Annotated in this window: 22 protein-coding genes and 1 other annotated feature; of the genes, 18 read left to right on the forward strand and 4 right to left on the reverse strand. The window is 47.5% G+C overall.

The annotated features are described in order from the left end of the window. Nucleotide 1: 1 nt before the first annotated feature. On the forward strand, nucleotides 2–1,438 hold the full coding sequence (gene hemY / locus AC58QD_RS09685; RefSeq protein ID WP_497332500.1) for a protoporphyrinogen oxidase: 1,437 nt from the start codon (nucleotides 2–4) through the stop codon (nucleotides 1,436–1,438). 129 nt (nucleotides 1,439–1,567) lie between these two features. Here the strand turns inward: hemY and AC58QD_RS09690 are convergent, their stop codons facing one another. Beyond that, nucleotides 1,568–2,236, reverse strand: a complete 669-nt coding sequence (locus tag AC58QD_RS09690; RefSeq protein ID WP_497332502.1) for a Crp/Fnr family transcriptional regulator — start codon at nucleotides 2,234–2,236, stop codon at nucleotides 1,568–1,570. A gap of 91 nt (nucleotides 2,237–2,327) precedes the next feature. On the opposite strand from AC58QD_RS09690, the gene hemL reads away from it, so the two are divergent. Continuing rightward, nucleotides 2,328–3,629, forward strand: coding sequence for a glutamate-1-semialdehyde 2,1-aminomutase (gene hemL, locus AC58QD_RS09695; RefSeq protein ID WP_497332504.1), 1,302 nt, complete (start codon nucleotides 2,328–2,330; stop codon nucleotides 3,627–3,629). A 223-nt stretch (nucleotides 3,630–3,852) separates the two neighbouring features. On the opposite strand, the gene AC58QD_RS09700 is transcribed toward hemL, so the two are convergent. After that, nucleotides 3,853–5,469 (reverse strand): phosphodiester glycosidase family protein, encoded by a 1,617-nt coding sequence (locus AC58QD_RS09700; protein ID WP_497332506.1) that lies wholly within the window; start codon nucleotides 5,467–5,469, stop codon nucleotides 3,853–3,855. A 143-nt stretch (nucleotides 5,470–5,612) separates the two neighbouring features. Between AC58QD_RS09700 and AC58QD_RS09705 the strand changes: the two genes are divergently transcribed. The 3 genes from AC58QD_RS09705 (at nucleotide 5,613) to AC58QD_RS09715 (ending at nucleotide 7,973) form a co-directional block, all read left to right on the forward strand. Further along, nucleotides 5,613–5,747 (forward strand): hypothetical protein, encoded by a 135-nt coding sequence (locus AC58QD_RS09705; RefSeq protein ID WP_497332508.1) that lies wholly within the window; start codon nucleotides 5,613–5,615, stop codon nucleotides 5,745–5,747. A gap of 5 nt (nucleotides 5,748–5,752) precedes the next feature. Then, a complete protein-coding gene (locus AC58QD_RS09710; RefSeq protein WP_497332509.1) occupies nucleotides 5,753–6,619 on the forward strand; it encodes an RluA family pseudouridine synthase in 867 nt (288 codons plus the stop codon). A gap of 106 nt (nucleotides 6,620–6,725) precedes the next feature. Further along, nucleotides 6,726–7,973, forward strand: a complete 1,248-nt coding sequence (locus AC58QD_RS09715; RefSeq protein WP_497332511.1) for a LysM peptidoglycan-binding domain-containing protein — start codon at nucleotides 6,726–6,728, stop codon at nucleotides 7,971–7,973. Nucleotides 7,974–8,048: 75 nt separating this feature from the next. On the opposite strand, the gene AC58QD_RS09720 is transcribed toward AC58QD_RS09715, so the two are convergent. Continuing rightward, complete coding sequence (locus tag AC58QD_RS09720; protein ID WP_497332513.1) at nucleotides 8,049–8,213, reverse strand: YszA family small membrane protein; 165 nt, start codon at nucleotides 8,211–8,213, stop codon at nucleotides 8,049–8,051. Between the two features lie 329 nt (nucleotides 8,214–8,542). Continuing rightward, nucleotides 8,543–8,761: a binding site (T-box leader), on the forward strand. Between the two features lie 90 nt (nucleotides 8,762–8,851). Between AC58QD_RS09720 and AC58QD_RS09725 the strand changes: the two genes are divergently transcribed. The 4 genes from AC58QD_RS09725 to AC58QD_RS09740 all read left to right on the forward strand — a co-directional run bounded on the left by AC58QD_RS09725 (nucleotide 8,852) and on the right by AC58QD_RS09740 (nucleotide 16,120). Then, a complete protein-coding gene (locus tag AC58QD_RS09725; protein ID WP_497332515.1) occupies nucleotides 8,852–11,521 on the forward strand; it encodes a valine--tRNA ligase in 2,670 nt (889 codons plus the stop codon). Between the two features lie 49 nt (nucleotides 11,522–11,570). Further along, a complete protein-coding gene (locus AC58QD_RS09730; protein WP_497332517.1) occupies nucleotides 11,571–12,935 on the forward strand; it encodes a bifunctional folylpolyglutamate synthase/dihydrofolate synthase in 1,365 nt (454 codons plus the stop codon). 8 nt (nucleotides 12,936–12,943) lie between these two features. Next, nucleotides 12,944–14,335 carry a UDP-N-acetylmuramate--L-alanine ligase gene (gene murC, locus AC58QD_RS09735; RefSeq protein WP_497332519.1) on the forward strand — a complete coding sequence of 464 codons (1,392 nt, stop codon included), beginning with the start codon at nucleotides 12,944–12,946 and terminating at the stop codon, nucleotides 14,333–14,335. Between the two features lie 393 nt (nucleotides 14,336–14,728). After that, on the forward strand, nucleotides 14,729–16,120 hold the full coding sequence (locus tag AC58QD_RS09740) for an SPOR domain-containing protein (protein WP_497332521.1): 1,392 nt from the start codon (nucleotides 14,729–14,731) through the stop codon (nucleotides 16,118–16,120). A gap of 66 nt (nucleotides 16,121–16,186) precedes the next feature. Here AC58QD_RS09740 and AC58QD_RS09745 read toward each other — a convergent pair whose 3' ends face one another. Then, entirely contained in the window at nucleotides 16,187–17,485 is a 1,299-nt protein-coding gene (locus AC58QD_RS09745) for an N-acetylmuramoyl-L-alanine amidase (protein ID WP_497332879.1), read from the reverse strand. 222 nt (nucleotides 17,486–17,707) lie between these two features. On the opposite strand from AC58QD_RS09745, the gene AC58QD_RS09750 reads away from it, so the two are divergent. From AC58QD_RS09750 to minD, 9 genes are all read left to right on the forward strand, one after another. Next, nucleotides 17,708–17,950: a DUF4321 domain-containing protein gene (locus AC58QD_RS09750; RefSeq protein WP_497332523.1), complete on the forward strand. Its 243-nt coding sequence runs from the start codon at nucleotides 17,708–17,710 to the stop codon at nucleotides 17,948–17,950. A 27-nt stretch (nucleotides 17,951–17,977) separates the two neighbouring features. Beyond that, on the forward strand, nucleotides 17,978–18,571 hold the full coding sequence (locus AC58QD_RS09755) for a Maf family protein (protein ID WP_497332525.1): 594 nt from the start codon (nucleotides 17,978–17,980) through the stop codon (nucleotides 18,569–18,571). 36 nt (nucleotides 18,572–18,607) lie between these two features. Then, a complete protein-coding gene (locus tag AC58QD_RS09760; protein WP_497332527.1) occupies nucleotides 18,608–19,339 on the forward strand; it encodes a glycerophosphodiester phosphodiesterase in 732 nt (243 codons plus the stop codon). Nucleotides 19,340–19,506: 167 nt separating this feature from the next. Next, nucleotides 19,507–20,196 carry a RadC family protein gene (gene radC, locus AC58QD_RS09765; protein WP_497332881.1) on the forward strand — a complete coding sequence of 230 codons (690 nt, stop codon included), beginning with the start codon at nucleotides 19,507–19,509 and terminating at the stop codon, nucleotides 20,194–20,196. Nucleotides 20,197–20,250: 54 nt separating this feature from the next. Next, a complete protein-coding gene (locus AC58QD_RS09770) occupies nucleotides 20,251–21,282 on the forward strand; it encodes a rod shape-determining protein (protein WP_497332529.1) in 1,032 nt (343 codons plus the stop codon). A gap of 45 nt (nucleotides 21,283–21,327) precedes the next feature. After that, entirely contained in the window at nucleotides 21,328–22,203 is an 876-nt protein-coding gene (gene mreC, locus AC58QD_RS09775; RefSeq protein ID WP_497332531.1) for a rod shape-determining protein MreC, read from the forward strand. Further along, nucleotides 22,200–22,730, forward strand: a complete 531-nt coding sequence (mreD, locus tag AC58QD_RS09780) for a rod shape-determining protein MreD (RefSeq protein ID WP_497332533.1) — start codon at nucleotides 22,200–22,202, stop codon at nucleotides 22,728–22,730. Before mreC ends, mreD begins: the two co-directional genes overlap by 4 nt. An 87-nt stretch (nucleotides 22,731–22,817) precedes the next feature. Further along, a complete protein-coding gene (locus AC58QD_RS09785) occupies nucleotides 22,818–23,498 on the forward strand; it encodes a septum site-determining protein MinC (RefSeq protein WP_497332535.1) in 681 nt (226 codons plus the stop codon). A 61-nt stretch (nucleotides 23,499–23,559) separates the two neighbouring features. Then, a complete protein-coding gene (minD, locus tag AC58QD_RS09790; RefSeq protein WP_497332537.1) occupies nucleotides 23,560–24,354 on the forward strand; it encodes a septum site-determining protein MinD in 795 nt (264 codons plus the stop codon). Nucleotides 24,355–24,356: the final 2 nt, after the last annotated feature.

Genomic DNA, 24,356 nt, shown 5'->3' on the forward strand with positions numbered 1-24,356 from the left:
GATGGGTAATGAGCATAAGAAAATCGTCATCGTCGGAGGCGGCATTACCGGCCTTAGCACAGCTTTTTATGTGAAGAAATATTTGCGCGAAGCGGGACTGTCTGCAGACGTGCAACTGGTGGAAAAGAGCGGTCGATTAGGCGGGAGGATTCAGACCCTTCATCGGGATGGTTTCGTGATCGAGAAAGGCCCAGATTCTTTTTTGGCTCGCAAGCTTCCCATTATTGATCTTTCCCGGGAACTTGGACTTGAGGAGGAGTTAACGGGTACGAATCCCAATGCCAAGAAAACGTATATCCTCCATCAAGGTAAGCTGCATCGTATGCCGCAAGGGCTTGTTCTTGGGATTCCAACGGAATGGTCTCCTTTTCTGAAGACCGGTCTGATCTCTCCGGCAGGGAAAGCACGAGCTGCATTAGATTTTATATTGCCGAAAAGAACGGAAGCTTCTGATGAATCGCTTGGCCATTTTCTATCCAGAAGACTAGGTCGCGAGGTACTGGAAAATATAGCAGAACCACTGCTCGCGGGTATTTATGCAGGAGATACGTTCAATTTGAGTCTGGCGGCGACATTTCCTCAGTTCCGAGCTGTAGAGCAGAAGCATCGCAGTCTTATCTTAGGTATGATGACCAGCCGCAAAGAGGGACAAGCACTGCCTGGATTGCCGGCAGCTGCGAAGAATAGTATGTTTCTAACATACCGAGGCGGTCTGGTTACACTTGTGGATCGGCTGAAAGAGGAACTATCTGACATCAAGATCGTGCAGCAAGGCGTTGAGACCTTGACAAGCCGATCGGATGGAGAGGACGGTTATTTGTTGAAGCTGGACGGCGGGGAGACGCTCGAAGCGGATTCTGTTGTCCTGACTTTGCCGGGTCCAGCCGCCGGACGGCTGCTGTCGTCCGTGGCTGCCGCCGAACATTTCACGAATCTTACTTATGTTTCGGTTGCCAATGTCATCATGGCTTTCAATGTGTCCGACATTAAGCAGCCGCTTGACGGTACGGGATTCGTCATTCCGCGCAAGGAAGGGACGACTATTACAGCATGCACATGGACCTCATCCAAATGGCTGCATTCCGCTCCTCCGGGTAAAGTGCTGCTGCGCTGTTATGTTGGACGCTCGGGAGCTGAGCAATGGGTGAATTGGTCCGATGAGGAGCTACTTAGTAAAGTGAAGGCAGATCTTCGGAAGCTTCACGGAATTGAAGCAGAGCCTTTGTTCAGTGAAATTACACGATTGCATCATTCCATGCCGCAGTATCCGGTTGGTCATGTAGAAGCGATCCGTCAGTTCCGGGAGCAGATGGCCATAGAAATGCTGGGGGTTTATGCAGCAGGCGCCGCATTCGAAGGGGTAGGCTTACCTGATTGCATTCGTCAAGGCCGGGATGCTGCGAAGCAGGCTGTAGCGCATTTGAACAATATTCAATAACAAATTAAAAACACTCCGCGGGCGGTAGGCTCGCGGAGTGTTGCTGAAATTAAAGTGAATGATAGACAAGAGCAGGATAGTCTGTACAACCAGAAGGTGGAAACTTCGATGGAAGTCGTTTACAATGGTCTATGAAGGTTGTCTTAACCGATCCAAATGTAGGCTGAAATCGTTGGAGCCTAATGTTACAATTTGACGATCAGTCAGATCCCGCATAACCTGCATAAGGACATTTTTTTGTACACCAGCCATCTGTGAGATTTCATCATAATTCAGGGCAAGCCTTACTACGATTGTATTGCCGTTGCGATTCCCGTTCTTATTCGCGAGCATGATGAGGTTCTTAATGACTCGGGATCGAGCGTCCAGGAACGTCAGGTCGTATACATGCTGATTCGTATCTCTAAGCCTCTGTCCGAGTTCTTGCATAATCCCGAGAGTAATTTCGAAGTTATTGCGCATCAAATCCATGAAGCTGTCTGCGGATAGAGCGATTAGTATCGTGTCTTCCATGGCTTGCGCGGTTGCGGAACGAGGCTTCCCATCGATCAAGGATAATTCGCCGAAGCTGTCTCCGGTCTTGAACAGGGATAACATTTTCTCCTCACCGGCATTATTGGACGTAAAGATTTTTACAGATCCCATGAATACCACGTAGAAAATAGAGCCGGGTTCTTTCTCACGAAACAGAACGGTGCCGGAACGAACAGCCTTTTTGCTGCAAATATCCGCGATAATCTTGAGTTGGGACTCATTCAATTTCGCAAATAACGGAACTCTTGAAAGAAAATCTATCATTTAGGCACCTTCGTTACTTATAGTATACTACCAACATATTTTACCATAGATAATTAGAAACTTAAATAAAAGACAGGGTGTGAAACAAAAAATGGACGTATTAAAAAGTCGTGTTGACAGTAAATCTAAAGCTGCTTTCGAGGAAGCCAAACAATTTATTCCTGGCGGAGTAAACAGCCCTGTACGGGCATTCAAATCAGTTGGGCTAACGCCTGCATTCATGGAGCGCGGTGAAGGCTCGCGCGTTTATGATATTGACGGCAATTCCTTCATCGACTATGTGGGTTCATGGGGACCGCTAATTATGGGACATGCTCACCCCGAGGTCATCGAAGCGATTAAAAGAACGGCAGAGCTGGGGACGAGCTTTGGTGCGCCAACAACGCTTGAGACTGAAATGGCTAAGCTGGTCTGTGAGCGAGTACCGTCTATTGATGTCGTACGAATGGTGAACTCCGGTACGGAAGCAACAATGAGCGCATTGCGGTTGGCCCGCGGATATACAGGCCGCAGTAAAATTCTCAAGTTCGAAGGCTGTTATCACGGACATGCTGATTCCTTGTTGATTAAAGCAGGCTCTGGTGTAGCAACACTCGGATTGCCAGATAGTCCTGGAGTTCCTGAAGGTGTCGCGGTCAATACGATTACGGTTCCATACAATGACTTGGAATCCGTTCAAGTTGCCTTCAGCAAATTCGGCGAAGAAATTGCAGCTGTTATTGTTGAACCGGTAGCCGGCAACATGGGTGTCGTTCCACCGCTTCCGGGTTTCCTGGAAGGGTTAAGAGAGCTGACGACGCAGTACGGCACCATCCTCATCTTCGATGAGGTGATGACGGGCTTCCGCGTCGGATACCACTGCGCCCAGGGACGCTTCGGCATTACGCCCGACCTGACCTGCCTCGGCAAGGTCATTGGCGGCGGGCTGCCGGTAGGCGCCTATGGCGGCAAGCGCGAGATCATGGAGCAGATGGCTCCGAGCGGCCCGATTTATCAGGCCGGGACGCTCTCGGGCAATCCGCTGGCCATGATCGCAGGCTTTACGACGCTGCAGCTGCTGGGGCAGCCTGGCGTCTACGAGGAGCTCGAGCGCAAATCCGCTCGACTGGAGCAGGGCTTCGCGGCTAACGCGAAGGAGCTGGGGATTCCGTCTACGATTAACCGCGTCGGATCGATGGTCTGCCCATTCTTCACAGACACCCAGGTAATCAACTATGAGACAGCCAAGACTTCGGACTTGGCACGCTTCGGCCGCTATTTCAGCAATTTGCTGGATTTGGGCGTCAGCATTGCGCCCTCTCAGTTCGAAGGGTTGTTCGTCTCGGCCGTCCACTCGGATGAGGATATCGAGACTACAATCTCCACGCATTACGAAGCTTTGAAGCGGTTATAGATCCAGCTTATAACCGGGTTGGTACACAATTTGGGGACGATTTACTTCGATCGATATAGATCGAACGTAGATCGTCTCTTTTTTTTCACTTATTTCATATTTTTCGTTTTTTTGTGTTTCAACTTGGAATAATACGTTTATAAGAATCTAATAGGTAAAAAAAAGAACTGCCTCATGAGGACAGTTCAGATCGTCTGTTGCGATATATGGTACATATGTAATCTTAATTAGCTTTTGGTGTTGCAGCAGGAGATGGGGAAGAAGTCGTTGTACTGCCTCCAGTTCCTGATGTATTGCCGCCAATATTTACATTAACGTTGGCCCCAGCGCTAGACTTAGGCGTTGGTGAAGCAGTGCCCGCTCCTCCGCTTGGAGTTGGCGTTTTGGAAGGAGTAGCAGATGGGGTGGAAACGGGCGTTCCAGTGCCCGTTCCCCCAGCTGCTCCACCAGGCGTTGCCGTAGGAGTTGGAGTTGTAGTCGGTTTGGCAGTTGCGCCAGGCGAACTGGTGCCTGTTCCGCCAGTGTTGCCAGGTGTTGCTGTTCCTGGAGGAGTTGAAGTGCCAGGACTTGTCGTTCCGCTGCCTGCACCGCTCGATCCGGTGCCTGACGTCTTAGGTGTCGGCGTCGGCGTAGTTGTTGTTGTATTCTTAGGACTTGAAGTTGCAGATGGGTCCGGGGTTTTAACCGGATTCTGCAATTGCTTGCGTCGAAGCTGTTCTTGTTCCTTAAGGAAATCAGGATGATCGAATGCTCCGCCTGCGTTAATTTTCTGTACTCCATCCCATACTCGGTCTGCCTTATAGCTGTCCGGGTCATCATAAACGAGTAATCCCGAAGGTAAGCGGCGTTCGCCGTAACGGCTAGATGGCTTCGTTACAACTTGATGACCGAGTACAAGTTCTGTTGATGCGCCTCCGTCGAGAAGGCCTGCATTAATGGCGCCTTCTTTGAGCAGTATATCTTGAACCTCTTTGAGCGTTGCCCCTACGCTGCTTGTTGATCGACCATCAATCGCCAGGAATATAATGGTGCCGTCCGCTTTTTGTGCAATCGCTGTACGCGGTGCGCGACCCCATCCGCCGTCGCCCTGGGTAATTTGAGGATTACCATTAGCAATCAGACGAGGGGCAAGGAACGAGACAGCCTCCTTGGCATTTATTTTGCGGAGCTCATTCAAGCTGTATTTCCCTACTAACAATGTACCGTCCTCAGTGAAACCGATGATATGCTGTGGATCGTCGTCGTCCGTATCCGTATAGATGGGCTGATAGTCGGACATAATCAACCCGATAGGGGCGAAGCCATTGCCTAACCCGTCAGGGTCGATGAATCCGCCGCCGTTAATCCCCGCAACAGCGCCGGTTCTCTCGGACATGGAGCTAATACGCTCTCCTTCACCTACCGATTTGGGAGTTACAACACGAATGGTTGTCGGGTCATAGACGTAGATTAGCTTTCCTTTCCAGAACTGCGATGAAATCTCCTTAACGTCGCTAATTAATTCGTTCACGGATCGTTTGTGCTTATTCTTCCGTTCCTCGATGTTAATAAGACCCATGTCTTGCTTCTCTATTGCTGAAGATGCCGTGAATCGGTGTGATTCCTGCACCATATAATCTCTTTTCTCCGTACCAACAAATATCCAAGCCCAATCCCGATGCTGTGTGGTGATTACCGTCTCTGCTAGGAATTCTCGAATCGATAGACCCGGCGGTGTTAAATATAAGAAACTTGAAGTTGAGAAAATAAATAAGGAAAATAGCAGCAAACCTTTCTTCAACCAACTCCAAGAGCCAACCCATCTTCTAGTGTGAACAAACATTTGTGCGGCAGTGCTCAAACATGATCGCTCCTTTCAATATTCATTCTCCATCATATCATAGATTTATTTCTTTTTGGGTAGATTTATTGATAAAATATAGGGGACTTGATGGCAAAAATACTAAATTTTCCGGATGTTTCCGAAAGGCTGGATATTGATTTATGAAAAGATATTTTTTGTTTGGCTTCTCAGTAGAGCTGCTTGCCGTTATGGCGCTATTCGCCATTATGTTAATTGGAATCGTATGGTTCGCTGCTCGCCGTTCTGCTTCTTCCATGAAGAGCGGAAGGGAGTAAAGCCTATGGTCTCTTATATACGCAAAGGTGAGTGGATGGAACTGCGACTTCCTATAGACGCAGACACGGATCACAATGTTTCAGTAAGTGCTGCATCCATATTGCGTCTTTCGACGAAAGAGCTTTCCCAGTTAAATAAGAAGGAAGCAATCCAATACAGCGGAGGCAAACTGCGTATCCAGTTGTTTGCAGACGAGCCGCCTTCTTATCCGTCCGAGTGGCTGGATCTAGACATCTTATACGAAGATGATTTCTGTATGGTTGTGTCCAAGCCCGCCGGATTGCCCGTTCACCCTGAACAGCAGGGAGGAATAGGGTCGCTTGCTAATGCTGTTGCAGCCTACTATGAAGCAACAGGACAACAGGTTGCTGTCCGTCACATTCATCGATTGGATACAGATACTACAGGGCCAGTTCTATACGCCAAAAATGCGTATGCCCACAACAAATTAGATGAGGCAATGAGACAAAAGCATATTCATAGGAACTATCTGGCCGTAGTCAAAGGACAAGTTGCACAGCAAAGAGGCACAGTTTCTGCAGCGATTGGAAGGGACCGGCATCATCCTACGAGGAGAAGAGTGTCAGCGAATGGTCAGCAGGCAACCACACATTACGAAGTAGTAGAGCGTTATAGGGAATCGACCTTACTTCGACTAGTACTGGAGACAGGCAGGACGCATCAGATTCGAGTTCACCTGAGTTATATAGGCCATCCTATTTTGGGCGATGTTCTTTATGGTGGGCCACCAGATCTTATCCGAAGACAAGCCTTACATGGAGAATCCCTACGTTTTCCTCATCCTTTTTCCCAAGAAATGATAGAATCTGTGTGTCCGATCCCTGTTGATTTTCAAAGTTTATTAAAATAGTGTCATTCTCCCCCACCTTCGTCCATATAAATTTATAGAATACCAAACCAAGGTGATAAGTTTGATGGGCGATTTGTTCCACAAATGTTAGAGGAGGTGTCAAGTTTTGAGTCAACAACCGGGATTGCGATTTGATATTTATGAACGAATTATGCTTAATGATGATGCGGAGTCCATCCGTGAGCTGGATGCAGTAGAATTAATCCCGCATATTGAGGTGGTCGTCGAGGGCGAGCAGGCAGTTTTGAAGGGCTATTTGCAACTAGAAGGATCATACGCTTGCGTTGATGAGTCGCGATCATCCGTTCCGTTGCAGCATATGATTCCAGTAGAAATTACATTGCCTATGAATAGAGTAAGCAGTGTGGATGAGATTGCTGTTGAGATTGAACATTTTGATGTGGATTTGCTCTCTTCACGGAGCCTGAATGTTACAGGAGTATTATCCTTGCAAGGCATTGAGATGTATACGAGTACTCCTTCCAGTGACTGGCGAGAAGACGAGGTGCTGTTCATTCATGAGGCAGAACCGGAGGCAACGGAACAGCTGGAGCAAGAAGCACTGGATGATGAAGCGCCCCATTCTGCTGCACCTTGGCTGCTTCGAGTACCAGCCGCCGCCTACCAGCACTATGAGGCACATGGGGCTTTAACGGAACCTCCACCCGCTTACGAGCCTGAGGAAGAACAACAACCCGTATATGAAGCTGCCGTTCAAGGCAATGAATACGAAACGCAGCAGGTGTACACTTCCTCAGTGGCGCAACCGGCAGTATATCAATCGGTGGAGAGGGTACGAGATGAGGAAGCTGCAATCGTTACAGCAGCACCGAAGCCGCGCGAGGAAATTCTAGTCGATACGTATGAGGACCTTACTTTGCTTGATCACTATGATACCGTGACTGAGCAAGAGGACGAGGATAAAGATAAAGATTCTTGGATAAAAGTGGAGACCGAACACTCAGGCGAAGACGTTGAGGGAGATCGGGATTTAGAACTAAAAATTGCCTTTGGAAGCAAGCGATCTGAAGAGAATCAGTCGTCTGAATTCAAATCTTACCTACATAAGAATGATAACTATCGAACGGCGGCAAACTACCCCTCGAGTAAGATCGACGACAATAGGATCGCTGCAGAAGAGCAGAGCCCTGCGGATGTACTGGAATGGAAAAAGCTGTTTATATCCGAGTCGGAAGAACAAAAATTCAAGAAAGTTAAGATGGTTATCGTACAAAAGGAGGAAACGCTCGAAACGATCGCTAAGCGATATGACCGCAAACCTCAGGAGATCAAATTATATAATCGACTTCAAGAGCTTGATGTCAGTACAGGGCAAGTCATTTACATCCCATAGTTTCCGGACTATATAGCAGAGCCCCGAAAAGCCATATTAACGGCACTCGGGGCTTTGTTATCACAATACGGATCATTAATATATATTTAGAAGAAAGCCAAGATAAATCAGAAATAAGGCAAATAAAATAAATACATCAAACCCATTGGGAAGAATCAATGTTCGTACAAATTGTATGCAGATCAATGGAAATAAAACGCCTTTGACGGAATACCGTATTTTCCACCACCATTTATCCATCGAGGTCAACCTCCCGCTTGTTTTATGAATGCATAAGTCCCTTTAATGCTTGTATGCATTGCAATTTTCAATTCTTCTTCTAACTAAGTGTATGAACTCGCCGAGGCTGGATATGCTGAAACGTATATAATGTTCATAATAAGAAAATCATCTGAGAGAGGTGCCTGGCCATGTCATCTGCACAGACGATCTATCAATCGATTTGGATTACTACCTTGATCGCCATTGTCATCTATATCGTTCGGCAAATGTTCAAGGAAGACAATTCGGATTGAACTGCCGATTGACTCAGCGCACCAATATCGGTATCATAGAATTAATATGCGTTACCAACAACGTTGACGGGAAGTAGTAGGCAGCCAAGCCTTCAGAGAGTGGAACGGATTAGGTGGGAAGTTCCGCAGGTCGTAATTGCCGAAGTCGTCCTTGAGTTGCCATTTGCTACTGAGCATTGGCCGGCTGCAGCCGTTATCTGTTCGAGTGCCGGATCTGGAATCCAGATACGGAATAAAGGTGGTACCACGGAAGCACATCCTTTCGTCCTTTGCGGCGAAGGGATTTTTTTGTCGTTCTCGAGACAACAGGAATTCAACTCAGCAACGATTTTGATGAAGAAAGCATAACAGGAGGTTCTGAACATGTCAGATATTATGGAAACTCAAACAGCTGGCACTATGCCAACTACTTATGATCCAAAAGCAGCAGAAGCGAAGTGGTATCCTTTTTGGTTGAAGGGTGGTTATTTCGACGCAGGGACACGTCCTGATGCTGAGACGTATACCATCGTAATTCCACCTCCGAACGTAACTGGACTGTTGCATATCGGGCATGCGCTCGACTGCACGCTTCAGGACATCCTGATTCGGACGAAGCGGATGCAGGGCTTTGATGCGCTTTGGCTTCCGGGAACGGACCATGCGGGAATTGCTACTCAAACGAAGGTTGAGCAAAAGCTGCGGGAGGAAGGCTTGTCGCGTTACGATTTGGGGCGCGAGCGGTTCTTGGAGAAGGTATGGGAGTGGAAGGAACATTATGCCGACACAATTCACGAGCAATGGGGCAAAGTAGGCTTCTCCCTCGATTATTCAAGAGAACGTTTTACGCTCGACGAAGGTTTGTCTCGTGCTGTACGCGAAGTATTCGTCAAGCTGTTCGAGAAAGGGCTTATTTATCGCGGTAACCGGATCATCAACTGGGACCCTGCCGCTCGCACAGCACTCTCTGATATTGAGGTTGAGTACAAAGAGGTACAGGGCGCTCTTTACCATTTACAGTATCCGTTAAAAGATGGCAGCGGGTATCTTACTGTAGCAACAACACGCCCGGAAACGATGCTCGGCGATACTGCGGTCGCGGTTCACCCGGCAGATGAGCGATACAAGCACATGATCGGGAAACTGCTCGTTCTGCCAATCGTCGGCCGTGAAATTCCAATCGTCGCGGACGATTACGTTGAGAAGGAATTCGGAAGCGGTGCGGTCAAAATAACACCGGCCCACGATCCGAACGATTTTGAGGTCGGCCTGCGTCATCAGCTCCCGCAAGTGTTAGTCATGGACGAATCCGGTAAAATGAACGCCAATGCAGGTCCTTATCAAGGTATGGACCGTTTTGAATGCCGCAAGAAGCTAGTGAACGATCTGCAGGATCAAGGTGTTCTGCTCAAAATCGAGGAGCACATTCATCAGGTTGGGCATAGCGAACGCAGCGGCGCCGTAGTCGAGCCCTACTTGTCCACGCAATGGTTCGTCAGCATGAAGCCGCTTGCCAGTCAAGCGATCGAAGCCCAGAACTCGGGCAAAGGGGCCAATTTCGTACCCGATCGATTCGAAAGAACGTATTTGCAATGGATGGAGAACGTACGCGATTGGTGCATTTCACGTCAGTTATGGTGGGGCCATCGGATCCCTGCGTGGTATTGCGGAGATTGCAGTGAAACGATCGTATCCCAGGAAGACGTGAGCGTCTGCCCTCACTGCAACAGCGCGAATCTGAAGCAGGACGAGGATGTGCTCGACACTTGGTTCAGCTCGGCATTATGGCCGTTCTCGACGCTTGGCTGGCCCGACGATTCCGAAGATTTGAAACGGTACTATCCTACGGATGTGCTCGTAACGGGCTACGATATTATTCCGTTCTGGGTATCTCGGATGATTTTCAGCGGGCTGGAGTTTACTGGGCAAGTTCCGTTCAAGGATGTGTTAATCCACGGGTTAGTCCGTGATTCCGAAGGACGCAAAATGTCAAAATCTCTAGGCAATGGCGTCGATCCGCAGGAAGTTATAGAGAAATACGGGGCCGATGCCATGCGGTATATGCTCGCTACAAGCAGCACCCCGGGACAAGATTTGCGTTTCCGTTGGGAACGGGTGGAGCAAGCTCGCAATTTTGCCAACAAAATATGGAATGCTTCGCGGTTTGCGTTAATGAATCTTGAAGGGTTCAGCTATGAGGATATCGATTTGAGCGGTCAAAAAGGAACGGCTGATCGCTGGATTCTGCATCGCTTGAACGAAACCGTTCGTGAAGTGACAAGACTCATTGACCAATATGAATTCGGCGAAACAGGACGCGTGCTTTATAACTTCATTTGGGATGACCTGTGTGACTGGTATATTGAGTTCGCCAAGCTTTCCTTATATGGAAGTGACGCAGAAGCTAAGAAGACAACACAATCCGTATTAGCTTACGTGCTCGATCGCACACAGCGCTTAATTCATCCTTTCATGCCGTTTATCAGTGAAGAGATCTGGCAGCATTTGCCTCATAAAGGCGAGACCATCCTGTTGGCAGAATGGCCTGTATTCGATACGGTATGGGAAGCTCCTGACGCAGTTAAGGAAATGGACCTGCTGATGGAGATCATTCGCAGCGTTCGTAATATCCGTGCTGAAGTTAATGTACCGATGAGTAAGAAGATTGAATTGCTCGTTCGACCTGCTGACCCTGCAGCTAATGACATTCTGAACGGTAATCAAGAGTATTTGCGCCGTTTCTGTAACACCTCTTCACTAGAAATCAACTTGAATCTTGCTAATCCTGAGAAGGCGATGACAGCTGTTGTTACTGGCGCTGAGCTCTTTTTACCGCTTGCGGGATTGATCGACATTTCCCAGGAAATCGCTCGATTGGAGAAGGAAGTTCAGTCACTGACTGCTGAAGTGGAACGGGTAGATAAGAAGCTCTCCAATGAAGGGTTTGTTGCAAAAGCTCCAGCACGTGTCATTGAGGAAGAGAAAGCGAAGCAGCAAGATTATGCAGATAAACGAGATAAGGTGTTAGCGCGTCTTGCCGAGCTACGAGGGTAATAATCTCTGAATCAATTGGCGGCCCATTATGAGACGAGAAGGGTGAACGATGAGTGAATCAATAGAAACTTTTCAAACAGTAGATGAAGCTATTAGCTGGATCACACAGCGTATGCCGCAGTTCGGCATTCAAGTGGGGCTGAAGCGGATGGAGCGGTTAATGGAGCTGCTCGGTCATCCGCATCGACGGCTTAAATTCATCCATGTGGCGGGAACGAATGGCAAAGGGTCAACGTGCGCATATTTGACTCGTGTTCTTGTCCACAGCGGGTATGATGTAGGGACGTTCACGTCTCCTTTCATCGAACGTTACTCGAATCGTATACAATTGAACGGTCAAGACATAGATGATGAGTCATTGCTTAAGCTGGCGAATATGGTAAAGCCGTACACCGACCAGATCGCGGCCTCTGAGCTGGGTGCACCGACTATGTTCGAAGTGTCCACAGCGATTGCTATCCTGTACTTTGCCCGTATCGCCTATCCTGATTTTGTAGTATGGGAGACTGGACTAGGCGGACGGCTCGACTCCACCAATATCGTGAATCCGATCATCTCGGTTATAACGAATGTTGGGCATGATCATATGGATATTCTTGGATCATCACTTGCCGAGATTACCTCTGAAAAGGCCGGAATTATTAAGGCTGGGGTACCTGTTGTGAGTACTGTTGAGCAACCGGAAGCGATCCGAATCATTGAGGAGATTGCAGCAAGTAAGCGCAGCTCACTCTATTTGATGGGACAGAAATTTTCTTACGAAGTGATGTCCTCTGAATTAGACAGCCAACGGTTGAGCTTTACAGGTCCCTTCCGGGAGATCCCGTCCGTAGAGATCTCCTTGAATGGTCCGCACCAGTTCAAAAATGCGGCAGTTGCCTTGATGACCTTGGAAGTGCTACGTCAATATTATGCAGTAATCGTTGATGATGATGTGTTATATGAGGGTATGCGAACAACTGCATGGGCTGGAAGGATGGAAATGGTACAGTCTGATCCGAGGATTTTGTTGGATGGTGCGCATAATCCTGAAGGGGCAGAAGCGTTGGCTGAGGCATTAAGGGGTATGTACACATATAAACACTTACACTTGATGATGGGAATGATGCCGACAAAGAGTCATTCCGAATACTTGAGGCATATACTGCCTTTAGTGGATTCCTTAATCATTACAGAGCCCGATTTCTTCAAAAAGATGGATGCGGATAAGTTAGCTGACTTGGCCAGGCAGGTGGCGGCTGAATTAGGTAAGACTTTAACCGTTGATGTGGAACGAGATTACAAAAAGGCTCTTCAAATGCTGACCGACCGGACGAATCCGGACGATCTAGCTGTGGTATCCGGTACCTTGTACTTGATTTCCGACGTTCGTTCCTGGATCTTGTATCGAACGGATTCTGATAAAGGTTGGTGAAGAGCGGAGTGAGTGTGGCAGAGCATATTCATTTTATCGGTATTGGCGGGTATGGCATGAGCGCCATCGCCAAGGTGATGCTTGAATTGGGATATCGAGTGACGGGTTCGGATCTGGCTCGTCAGGAGTTGACTGACAAGCTAGCGGCCAAAGGAGCACAAGTATACATCGGTCACAATGCAAGTCATGTACAGGGAGCCGATGTGGTTGTGTATTCCACCGCTTTGGCCAAAGATAATGTGGAGATGAAGGCTGCCGAGAAGCTCAACATTCCGATTCTTCATCGCTCTCAAATGTTAGCGCGTCTTATGGCAGACCGCAAAGGAATTGCGGTTGCCGGGGCGCACGGCAAGACGACAACCTCTTCCATGATTTCGCTTGTCATGGAGCAATGCGGACTTGATCCGACCTTCATTATCGGCGGCGAGATTATGAATGTCGGGAGCAATGCAAAAGCGGGCAAAGGGGATTTTGTTGTAGCAGAAGCCGATGAAAGCGACGGTTCCTTCCTGCAATATCACCCGATGTACGCCATTGTGACCAATGTGGAAGCCGATCATCTGGAAAATTATGATGGCGATTTCGAGAAGCTGAAGCAGGCGTACGTACAATTTCTAAGCCAAGTGAATCCGAAGGGTAAAGCTATTCTTTGTGTGGATGATCCGCACTTGAAGGCACTGCTCCCCACATTGAAGACGGATACAGTTACTTATGGATTCCACGCTTCAAGCGGTGCGGATTGCTACGCAGAGCAGATCGAACTGGGCGATCGCCGAGTTTCTTTTGATGTGATTTACCATGGCAATAATTTGGGGAGAGTAAAGATTTCCGTTCCAGGACGTCATAACGTATATAATTCGTTAGCCACGATTATCATATGTCTGGAAGCAAACATCCCTTTTGATCGTATCAAAGAAGCCATTCTTGACTTCCGAGGGGCAAAACGCCGTTTCCAGGTATTGGGGGAGACTGATGGCATTCTTGTTATCGATGACTATGCTCACCATCCTACGGAAATTGAAGCAACCATAAGTGCGGCCAAAGCAACTGACAAACGGATCGTAGCGGTATTCCAGCCCCAACGATATACAAGAACGTTCTTTTTATTTGATCAATTCAGTCGAGCATTCCATGAAGCGGATGAGGTGCTCATAACCGACATCTATTCACCAGCTGGCGAGAAACAAATCGAAGGGATTAGCTCGGCCAAACTGGTGGAGTTAATTCGAACGAACAGTAACCCGAATGTGAAGTTTTTTGCTGCCAAAGAAGAAGTATTCACATACTTGAAGAATACTGTATCAAGCGGTGATCTAGTATTGACCATGGGAGCCGGCGATATCTGGAGGGTTGCCTTCGATCTGGCACAAGAACTTGAACGGCGCTCTTCCGAGCGCTGAGGGTATGGCTAGGTAGTGGCATTGTTGTTTGAAATGACCTTTGGAGATAATCTGCTCCAAAGGTCTTTCCTGTCCCCGCCCTTAGGAAAATAAGTATCGGGTTTAAGGTGGAAAGCAGCACGGAGTAGCTGAGAGAGGACATGGAGATGGAGCGGAGAAACGAAGTGTCTGCCTTTGTAAGTGAATTCCAACCTATAAATATATAATCAAAGGGAATACAATTACAACAGCAGTCGTAGCCCATCTCCTTGTCCTCCGCACTAGCGTATCACATACAGCTTTTCAATATTTATTTTCTTCCTCTTTCCATACTTATTTTCCTCCTCCTATCATATTTGATTATTCTCTATCATAAATTGAGAGTATCCATGAAGGACAAGGAGAGGACCGTCAATGAATAATAATAAAGCAAGACTTACATATCGATTTGATCATCCAGAACAGAAGAGGACTTCATCCCCTCGATACGGGCAAGAGACTAATCCTGTAATCCCGCTTACACCCGAGGAATTCTCTGTGGTGGAAGAAGAGGCTATGCATTCATCTTTTGCAGCTCAAGAACATGCGCAAATAGACAGGAACCCCTCTCCTACAGCAAATTTATTTAACCAGTCGCAGCCGCTCAACCGATTCACTACGGACTTCGGAACATGGAGCAGTCCATTCGATGAAGAGACGGAGCGGGTCGAGCGAATGATTAGAGAAACAGGTCGGGCAACGATTGTGGAGGAAGAAGAGAATCAACGACACCATAATCATGACCCGCGTTCTGAACCTACACAATATAACGGGGAAACAGGATATTATGAGCAGTCAAGGAATCGTGAAGTGATATCATCTAATTTATATGACACACCGGGCGGCGGCAGAGTGACGGTGTCTGGAAACCGCTTCGAGCGTTATTCAAGAACCCCTTGGCTCAAAATTGTTGCATCTGTAACTGGGGCGATTACAACCGGGGTACTGATCGGAATCTTCGTCCTTTCTCTCTTTTCCGCAGATGATCCCAAGAATGGAAATGATCCCGGTGCTCCGACGGCAGCGAATACAGGGGGGAACGCACAAGTGAATGCGAGTCCCAGTTCCGATACAGCGGTTAAACCTGCTCCGAGTTCAAATATCTCGACAGCAGCATCCGCTACATCTGCGACCATTTCAGTGAAGATTCCTGCTCGTTCATACACGCTCTTGCAGTATGGGGCTTTTCAGAACAAACAGGGCGCAGACTCAGCGCTAGCTGAGCTTCGCAAGCTCGGCTTAGGCGCTGCGGTTCAATCAGCGGACAAACAATATGTTTATGCCGGACTGACCCCTGGACCTGATGAAGCAGCAGCGATAAAAGCGAAATTACAAGCTCAAAAAACGGAGGTATACGTCAAAACCGTTACTTCTCCAAGCGTCACAAGTATTAAATGGAACGGCAAGACGCCAGAAACAGCTGATTCTTATTTCACACAAGCAGCTAAGCTTACGAGCTCCATGACCAATGTCACAGCACTGCATCTTAAAGCTGCAGCACCAGGACCAATAGAGAACAATACTCTGCAAGCCATCCATTCGGTGCATCAAACCTGGAGCGCGTCAGTCACGGCGATGGGAGAAGGACTGGCGGAAGAGCAACGCTCCATTATTCAAAAAATGAATACGGCTCTTAATACGGCTGTGCTTGCATTGGACGAATATAAAAAGAATCCTTCTGCTTCATTCCTGTGGCAAGCGCAGAGCGGAACTATGCAATATGTATTGCTTGAGGGCGAACTGCTGCATGCGATAGCTGTTAAATAGTTAACGATCAAAACGGTTCAACACTTTGTGTTGAACCGTTTTGATTATTCCTTATTTGTTTAGAAGCTACTTCGCGCGATCTATCAAGACTGCCATTTCTGCACGGGTCATAACTTTATCCGGGGCGAATAGCTTGTCGCCCACGCCGTTAATTAACCCTTTCTGGGACAATTGAACAATTGCTTTGGCTGCCCAGTTGTCACTGCGAACATCGGAGAAGCCCGTATCAGTTAACGGCTTGTCCATCTTCGGCAGCAGCATAATTCTTTGCAGCAGAACGGCTGCTTCCGCTCGTGTTACAGATTGATCCGGGCGAATCGTTTGATCCGGATACCCGTCGACATACTCGAGTGCGCCAGCACGGTACATAACATCTGAAGCCCAGTGAGTCGCAGGCAAGTCTTTGAACATTGGCAAGTTCACCCCAGGCTTCGGTGTGCCCATCAATCTTTGTCCGAATGCGAACTTTCGATTAAGCATCGTTAACAGCTCTGCTCTTGTAAGCGGACGATCAGGAAAGAAATTTTTATCCGATTCGACGATGCCCTTGTCCTTCAACCTGTAAACGGCATCTTTGGCCCAATGCTTTTGCAAATCTGCGAATTCCTTAGGTACAGGGGCCGGCGGCAATACTTCCTGTATTCCATTAGCAATCCCAACTGCAAATTTCTGCAGCATAGCCGGGTCCTTCAATGCTGTAGCGTCTTGCGGATTGCTCAGGAAGGCTGTTTCGACTAGAATACTTGGAATTTGACCCATACGAACGACATAGGCAGCACTTGGAACAAGTCCTCGATCTGCGAGCTTGGCTGTAAGCAGAACATTACGAAGGACAGACTGGGCGAGTTTCTTGCTCTCAGGTGTCAGTGCTGTCATAGCATCGCTAGCGGGATAGTCGGATTGAGGATAACTGCTATCATGATAAAGGACTAGAGTGCCTGATATGGAACTGGCTGTATGGGAATTGGCATGAACGGAGACGAATAAGTCGGCCTTCGCTTCATTGGTTATCGCCACACGATCTGCTAAGCTTATGTACCGGTCATCTTGTCTTGTGAGAGCAACCTCGTAGCCTCTTAACAGCAGTTCTCCTTGCAATCTTAATGAAATGTCCAGATTAACTTGTTTTTCTTGCAGACCATTAACGCCGATCGCTCCGGGATCTGATCCTCCATGACCGGCATCCACGACAATTTTGGCCGCTGTTGCGGCTTGCGCGGAACTGAAACCTATCATACAAGCTAATAGAACACAACCGAGTTTACGGCTTAACGACGGAAATCCGATAGGGCTAACCCTATCCATAGTGGGAGAATGACTGCGGACCATGTGACTAATCTTGCTGCTGTTCTTGTTGCCTATCATCAATACTTCTTCCTCCTAAATTGGGTACACGGATAGCATAAAGCCTATACGTCTTTTTATTGTACAAGGGAATGAGTGGAAGTGTAACAGGAAATTGGGCCTATTTTGAGTGAATTCGACAACTTTTTCTTCATCCTTCGACAATGATTGTCACAAATCGGCCTTGCGTTTATAATAAGTGACATGGAAAAGATGGCCATACTAGGGAAGGTATGAAGTTGAATGAAGAAAAATATTTTTACTCTGATTATTTTTTTGCTGTTAGGGTTATTGACAGGCGCCATACTCACTGGGCTGCTAAGTTCTGTTGAGTGGTTGTCCTTTTTAACTCGTTCCGCACAAATCTCTTGGGAGCCTCAAGCCGATTTCAATGTAGTGAAGTATAGCTTCTCACTTCATATTAAGTTGAATCTGATTAGTATTCTTTGTATAGGTCTTGCCATTTGGATTTACCGGAAAGTATGATGAAATCGCTTCTGATGGAGGAATAACATGCAACAACCCCGAACATTAATACTAGCTTCTTCGTCGCCCCGCAGGCGCGAATTAATTCAGACGTTCCAGCTTCCAGTTGTAATCGCTCCGAGTTACGCGGATGAATCATTTGAGCCTGGTACACGTCCTGATGCGATTGTTCGTGAGCTGTCTTTACGTAAGGCAGCAGCAGCTAGGGAAGCGCTTGATTCATCAGCGGATGGTATTGTAATCGGCTCCGATACGATCGTAGTGTTGAATGGAGAAGTGTTAGGCAAGCCAACGGACGATCAGGATGCTGCCAGAATGCTGCAGCAGCTTCAAGGTCAGGTCCACGAGGTATATACTGGGGTGGCGTGCATTGACACTCGGGATGATCGTCAGATCGTCTCGCATCGGATGACGAGAGTAGCCATGAAACCATTGTCTGCTGGGCAGGTTGAACGATATATCCGTACCGGGGAGCCTCTTGACAAGGCAGGATCATATGGGATTCAAGGAATCGGAGCTACTCTGATTGAGTGGATAGATGGTGACTATCTTACGGTTGTTGGCCTCCCCGTTTCCCTATTAAGCGATATGCTAGCTGATCTGGGAATTGAAGTACTATAAAATTTGCAGGTTTACTACTTGAGGAGGAAGCAGAAGATGACTCAAAAGCCTTTGATTATCGCCCACCGCGGAGCCATGGGTGAAGCGCCAGAGAATACACTGGGAGCTTTCAAGCTAGCTCTGGAGCAAGGAGCAAACGCGTTTGAACTGGATATTCATTTGTCAGCTGACGGAGAGATTATCGTAATCCATGATTATACGGTTAATCGTACGACCAATGGGACAGGTGCAATCGACCGATTGACTGTTGCTCAATTGAAGCAGTTCGATGCGGGTTCCTGGTTCCATGAGAAATATAAAGGGGAGCAAATCCCGCTGTTAAGCGAAGTATTCGACCTGGTTCCGCAGAACTTCATTATCAATATAGAGATTAAAGACCACGGCGGCCACAAGCTAGAGCCCAAATTAATAGAGCTGTTGAAACGCACAGGACGTATGGAATCAGTGGTGATCTCCTCGTTTGATCATAAGTGTCTACATCATCTGAAACAGCTTTCGCGTGATCTCAAAGTAGGCTTATTGTACAATTCAGACTTTGTCAGCCATCTGCAGGTTGCGGAAGCTGCTCAAATGCCGGTCTATTCGATTCATCCCTATTTCAAAGCGATCAGCAAGAAGGATATTCGTGAGTTGTCGGATAATGGATTCCAAGTTTATGCTTGGACGGTTAACTCAGTCGAAGATATGACCTCGATGCTCGAATCTGGGGTGCAAGGGATCATTACGAACTTCCCTGCTCGATTGAAGCAGCTTCTGGAAGGAAAGTAAGGTTACCCGCACAAACTTAACCGTAACCACGAACTATTACCTAGCGACGGTCATCGATCTTTTGCTAGGTCTTTTTCTTTTTCGCCCGCATTGATTTTCAGTTAGTGCTATAATGGAAAAATGATGCTTGAAGAGCACAGGAAATGAGATGAGAAAGTAGGGAATTGATGGAGTCGCCAAATGTAACACTACGCGAACTCCCCCATGAGGAACGACCGAGAGAACGCATGCTGCAATATGGGGCTGGAGCGCTGAGCAATGCTGAATTGCTTGCGATAATAATTCGAACCGGAACAACGTCTGAGTCTGCTGTAGGTTTATCCCAACGAGTGCTTACTCAAGCTGGCGGATTGCGGAATTTGGTCGAGATGAGTATTGAACAATTGACGGAGATTCGCGGAATAGGCTCAGCCAAGGCATTGCAAGTGCAGGCTGGAATCGAGCTTGGAAGGCGGCTAGCCAGGACGAGCCAGGATGAGACGGTTACGATTCGCTCTCCTAAGGACGTATCCAGTCTGCTCGCCGAGGAACTGCGATATTTGAATAAAGAACATTTCGTATGTCTATTCCTCAATACGAAGAATCAGGTCATTGGTAAAGAAACTTTATCCATGGGCAGCTTGAACGCATCGATTGTACATCCCCGCGAAGTCTTTCTCGCCGCAGTGAAACGCAGCAGCGCATCCATTGTGTGTGTACACAACCATCCGAGCGGAGATCCGACACCAAGTCCAGAGGATATTCAGATTACGCAAAGGCTTGCTGAGGCTGGACAATTACTAGGGATTGAACTGTTAGACCACATCATTATTGGTGATCGTACGAGTGTGAGTTTGAAGGAACAAGGTTATCTGTAATATAATATAAAACGGACTGCGATTTACAGGCAGCATTAGGAAGGAGATTACAACATGTTTGGCAGCTTTACAAAAGATTTGGGAATTGACTTAGGAACCGCTAACACATTAGTGTATGTCAAAGGAAAAGGCATTGTGGTCAGGGAGCCTTCCGTGGTTGCCTTGCGTACCGATACAAAAACAATTGAAGCTGTAGGTGAAGCGGCTAAGAAGATGATTGGCCGTACACCTGGCAACATTCGCGCGGTTCGCCCGATGAAAGATGGGGTAATCGCCGATTTTGACACAACAGCAACGATGATTAATTATTTTTTGAGACAAGCTCAGAAGCAGCGGATGCTGTTCCGCAGCCGTCCGAATGTAATGGTCTGCGTTCCTTCAGGGATTACAGCCGTGGAAAAACGTGCCGTTGAAGACGCAACTAAGCAAGCAGGGGCTAAGGAAGCCTACACGATTGAAGAACCATTCGCAGCGGCAATTGGTGCTGATCTGCCGGTATGGGAACCAACTGGCAGCATGGTCGTAGATATCGGCGGCGGAACGACGGAAGTGGCCGTCATTTCTCTGGGAGGTATCGTAACATGCCGCTCGATCCGTATTGCCGGAGACGAGATGGACGAAGCGATCACGCAATATATCAAGCGTATGTACAACCTGATGATAGGTGAGCGGACGTCGGAGCAGATGAAGATGGAGATTGGCTCTGCGCTTCCTATGGACAAGCCTACTACGATGGAAATCCGTGGACGCGACCTGGTTAGCGGTCTTCCCAAAACGATGAGTGTAACCTCGGATGAAATTACTGAAGCCTTAACGGATACGATCAACCATATCGTGGATGCTGTTAAAGTAACATTGGAGAAAACCCCCCCAGAATTGTCAGCGGATATTATGGATCGCGGTATTGTCTTGACGGGCGGCGGTGCTTTATTGCGTAATTTAGATAAATTGTTGACTCGAGAGACTGGAATGCCAGTTCTTGTGGCAGAGAACCCTCTCGATTGCGTGGCAATTGGAACAGGCCGGGCGTTGGAAAATATTCATTTATTCAAATCCAGACCGGGTGCAGGCAGAGCAAGGAAGTAACCTTAAATCGCTAATCCCTATATGAGGCACACAATTGATTAGAAGGTGTTCGTATTGTTTAAATGGTTCGGAAACAAAAGACTGCTTATCTTGATGTTTGGGTTCATTATTTTTACAGCCCTGATGGGGTTCACGTTTGGAAACCGGGAACAGATGACTTGGCCGGAACGGTTCGTCAAGGATTCAGTGTCCTGGATTCAAGGAATAGTATACAAGCCCGCTCGTGTTGTAGCGGGCTTCTTTGAAGATATGCAGCGTCTTACTGTTGTTTATGATGAGAACCGCGCTCTGAAGCTTACGCTGACTCGGTATGCAAAGGATACAGCGCGGCTTAACGATCTTGAATCCCAGAACGAACGGTTGAAAGAAGCATTAGGCTTCACAGAGAGACAGAGACAAACGACGCAATACACATACAGGATTGCTGAAGTTTATGCTTCAAGCCCGGATCCCTACAATAACACGGTTACTATTAATCTCGGAGAGAAGGACGGGATTCGAGAGAATATGGCCGTCATGTCTGTTGAAGGTTTGATTGGCCGCGTTTCACGCGTTTTTCCGTTTTACTCCAACGTGCAATTATTAACTGATATTGATGATCGTTCGAGTAGCTCGAAGGCGATCGCAGCAACTGTGAAAGGTCTTGAGAATGAATCCTTTGGCATTATCGAGAGCTATGATCGTGAAAAAGAGCTGCTAGTCATGAATAAAATTCCGAAAACGGACCAGATGACGAAGGATAATGTTGTCATAACGTCCGGACTTGGACAGTTGTTCCCGCGCGGGATCGAGATCGGCACAATCGTGGAGAAGGATGAAGGAGAGTTCGGTATTACGCATACGGCCTATATTAAGCCGTTCGCTTCGTTCAATCATCTGCGTGAAGTGTTTGTTGTCGAAGTGCCGGAGCTCAGCCAATGAAGCATTATTGGATCGCGCTAATCGTATTTGGTTGTTTCATATTTGAAGGAACGCTGTCGGAATGGATCATTCCTCCAACCTGGCAAACGCGAGTTTATATCGTACCGCATCTGGTCCTTATCGGTGTCTTATATATTTCAATGTTCAGGTCCCGCCATGTGGGACTTACATACGGGTTGGCCTTCGGGCTTCTCCAGGATGTGATCTATTATGGGCATGCAATTGGAGTATATTCCTTTACTTTAGGATTAATCGGATATGCTGCAGGCTTGTTATTCCGCAGAATGACCTTTGGAATCGTAACCAGTCTTATATTTGTGCTGCTCGGGCTGCTTCTCTATGAAACGTTGATCTTTGGCATTTATCGTCTGTTTCTCAACGTGATTCGTGTTGACATAGAATGGGCTTTTTTTCATCAAATGCTGCCTAGTACCCTGTTTAACCTTCTGCTTGCTCTGGCGATTTATGTGCCTGCTCGCAAATGGCTGGAACAAAACGATACGAATCGTGAAGGGGAAGAGAAATAGGTAAGGGTTAACAGTTATATTATTTGATAAAGGGCAGGAAAAGCCCTGTTCACGGACGAATTGTAAGGGGTGGGGGTGAGCTAGCGGGTGACGGAAACGAAGCAGCAGAATCACGTGACCATCAAGGGCGTCAAAGACGGATTGGTATTTATACTGGATGACGCATGCGATTTCTCCACGTTGCTGAGCGATATCCAACATAAATTGGAAAAAACACACCGCCGCATATTGACTGGCCCCATAATCCATGTCCATATCAAATTAGGAAAAAGGACGATTGGTGATGACGAGCGGGAACAAATTAAACAATTGTTCAGTTCTCAGGGGAACCTGCTGGTCCAATCTATGGAATCTGATATACTAGAAGGAATAGAACAGGATCAAGGGAATGGTCCGATTACAGTGATGAAAGGAATTGTTCGTTCAGGGCAGACGATTCGCTTTGAAGGCAATTTATTTTATCTAGGTGATGTCAATCCGGGCGGAACCATTCTTTGCACAGGAGATTTGTTCGTCATGGGAGCGCTGCGCGGCATGGCGCATGTGGGGATTGAAGGCAATGAAAATGCGATTATTGCTGCCTCCTACTTGAAGCCGACTCAACTTCGAATTGCTGAGATTATCAGCAGGCCGCCTGATGAGTGGGGGCTTGAGGATGCGTATATGGAGTTTGCCTATATTCATCAGGGGAAGATGGAGATTGAGAAGATTAGTCAGCTCCATCGTTTAAGGCCGGATTTATCGTACTTTCCGTTTGCAAATGTTTAGACCTCCGCAGCTTTAGCTATGAAATGCATTTGCTACGTAAATGTTGAAGGAGTGAGTATCAATGGGAGAAGCAATCGTTGTGACATCGGGTAAAGGCGGGGTAGGTAAGACGACGACCTCCGCTAATTTGGGTACTGCCTTGGCTCTGTTGGGCAAAAAGGTGTGTATGGTCGATACAGATATCGGCTTGCGCAACTTGGATGTCGTTATGGGTCTCGAGAACCGCATTATTTATGATTTGGTCGATGTGGTGGAAGGCAGATGCCGATTATCCCAAGCCTTGATCAAAGATAAACGCTTCGATGAACTCTATATGCTCCCGGCAGCGCAGACGAAGGACAAACATGCGGTCTCACCTGAGAACGTACGGGACCTGATCCTCGAATTGAAGAAAGACTTCGAATATGTAATTATTGATTGTCCCGCGGGCATAGAACAGGGCTTCAAGAATGCCGTCTCGGGTGCAGATAAAGCAATAGTCGTCACGACTCCGGAAAATGCGGCTGTGCGGGATGCCGATCGGATTATCGGACTATTAGAACAGGAAAAAATCATGGGCGCTAAGCTAATTATTAACCGAATTCGCCCCAATATGGTGAAGAAGGGCGATATGTTAGATATCGATGAGATCTGTTCGGTTCTAGCAATAGATTTGCTTGGCATTGTACCCGATGATGAGCACGTAATTAAAGCAGCTAACAGCGGGGAACCTACCGTCATGAACCCGAAGTCCAAGGCTGCAATTGCCTACCGGAATATCGCTCGCAGAATGTTAGGGGATGCCGTTCCTCTCATGTCGCTTGATGAGAAACCAGGTGTCATGGTCAGGATGAAGAAGTTTCTTGGAATAGGATGAGA

The sequence above is a fragment of the Paenibacillus sp. J2R1T-4 genome (assembly GCF_059692235.1).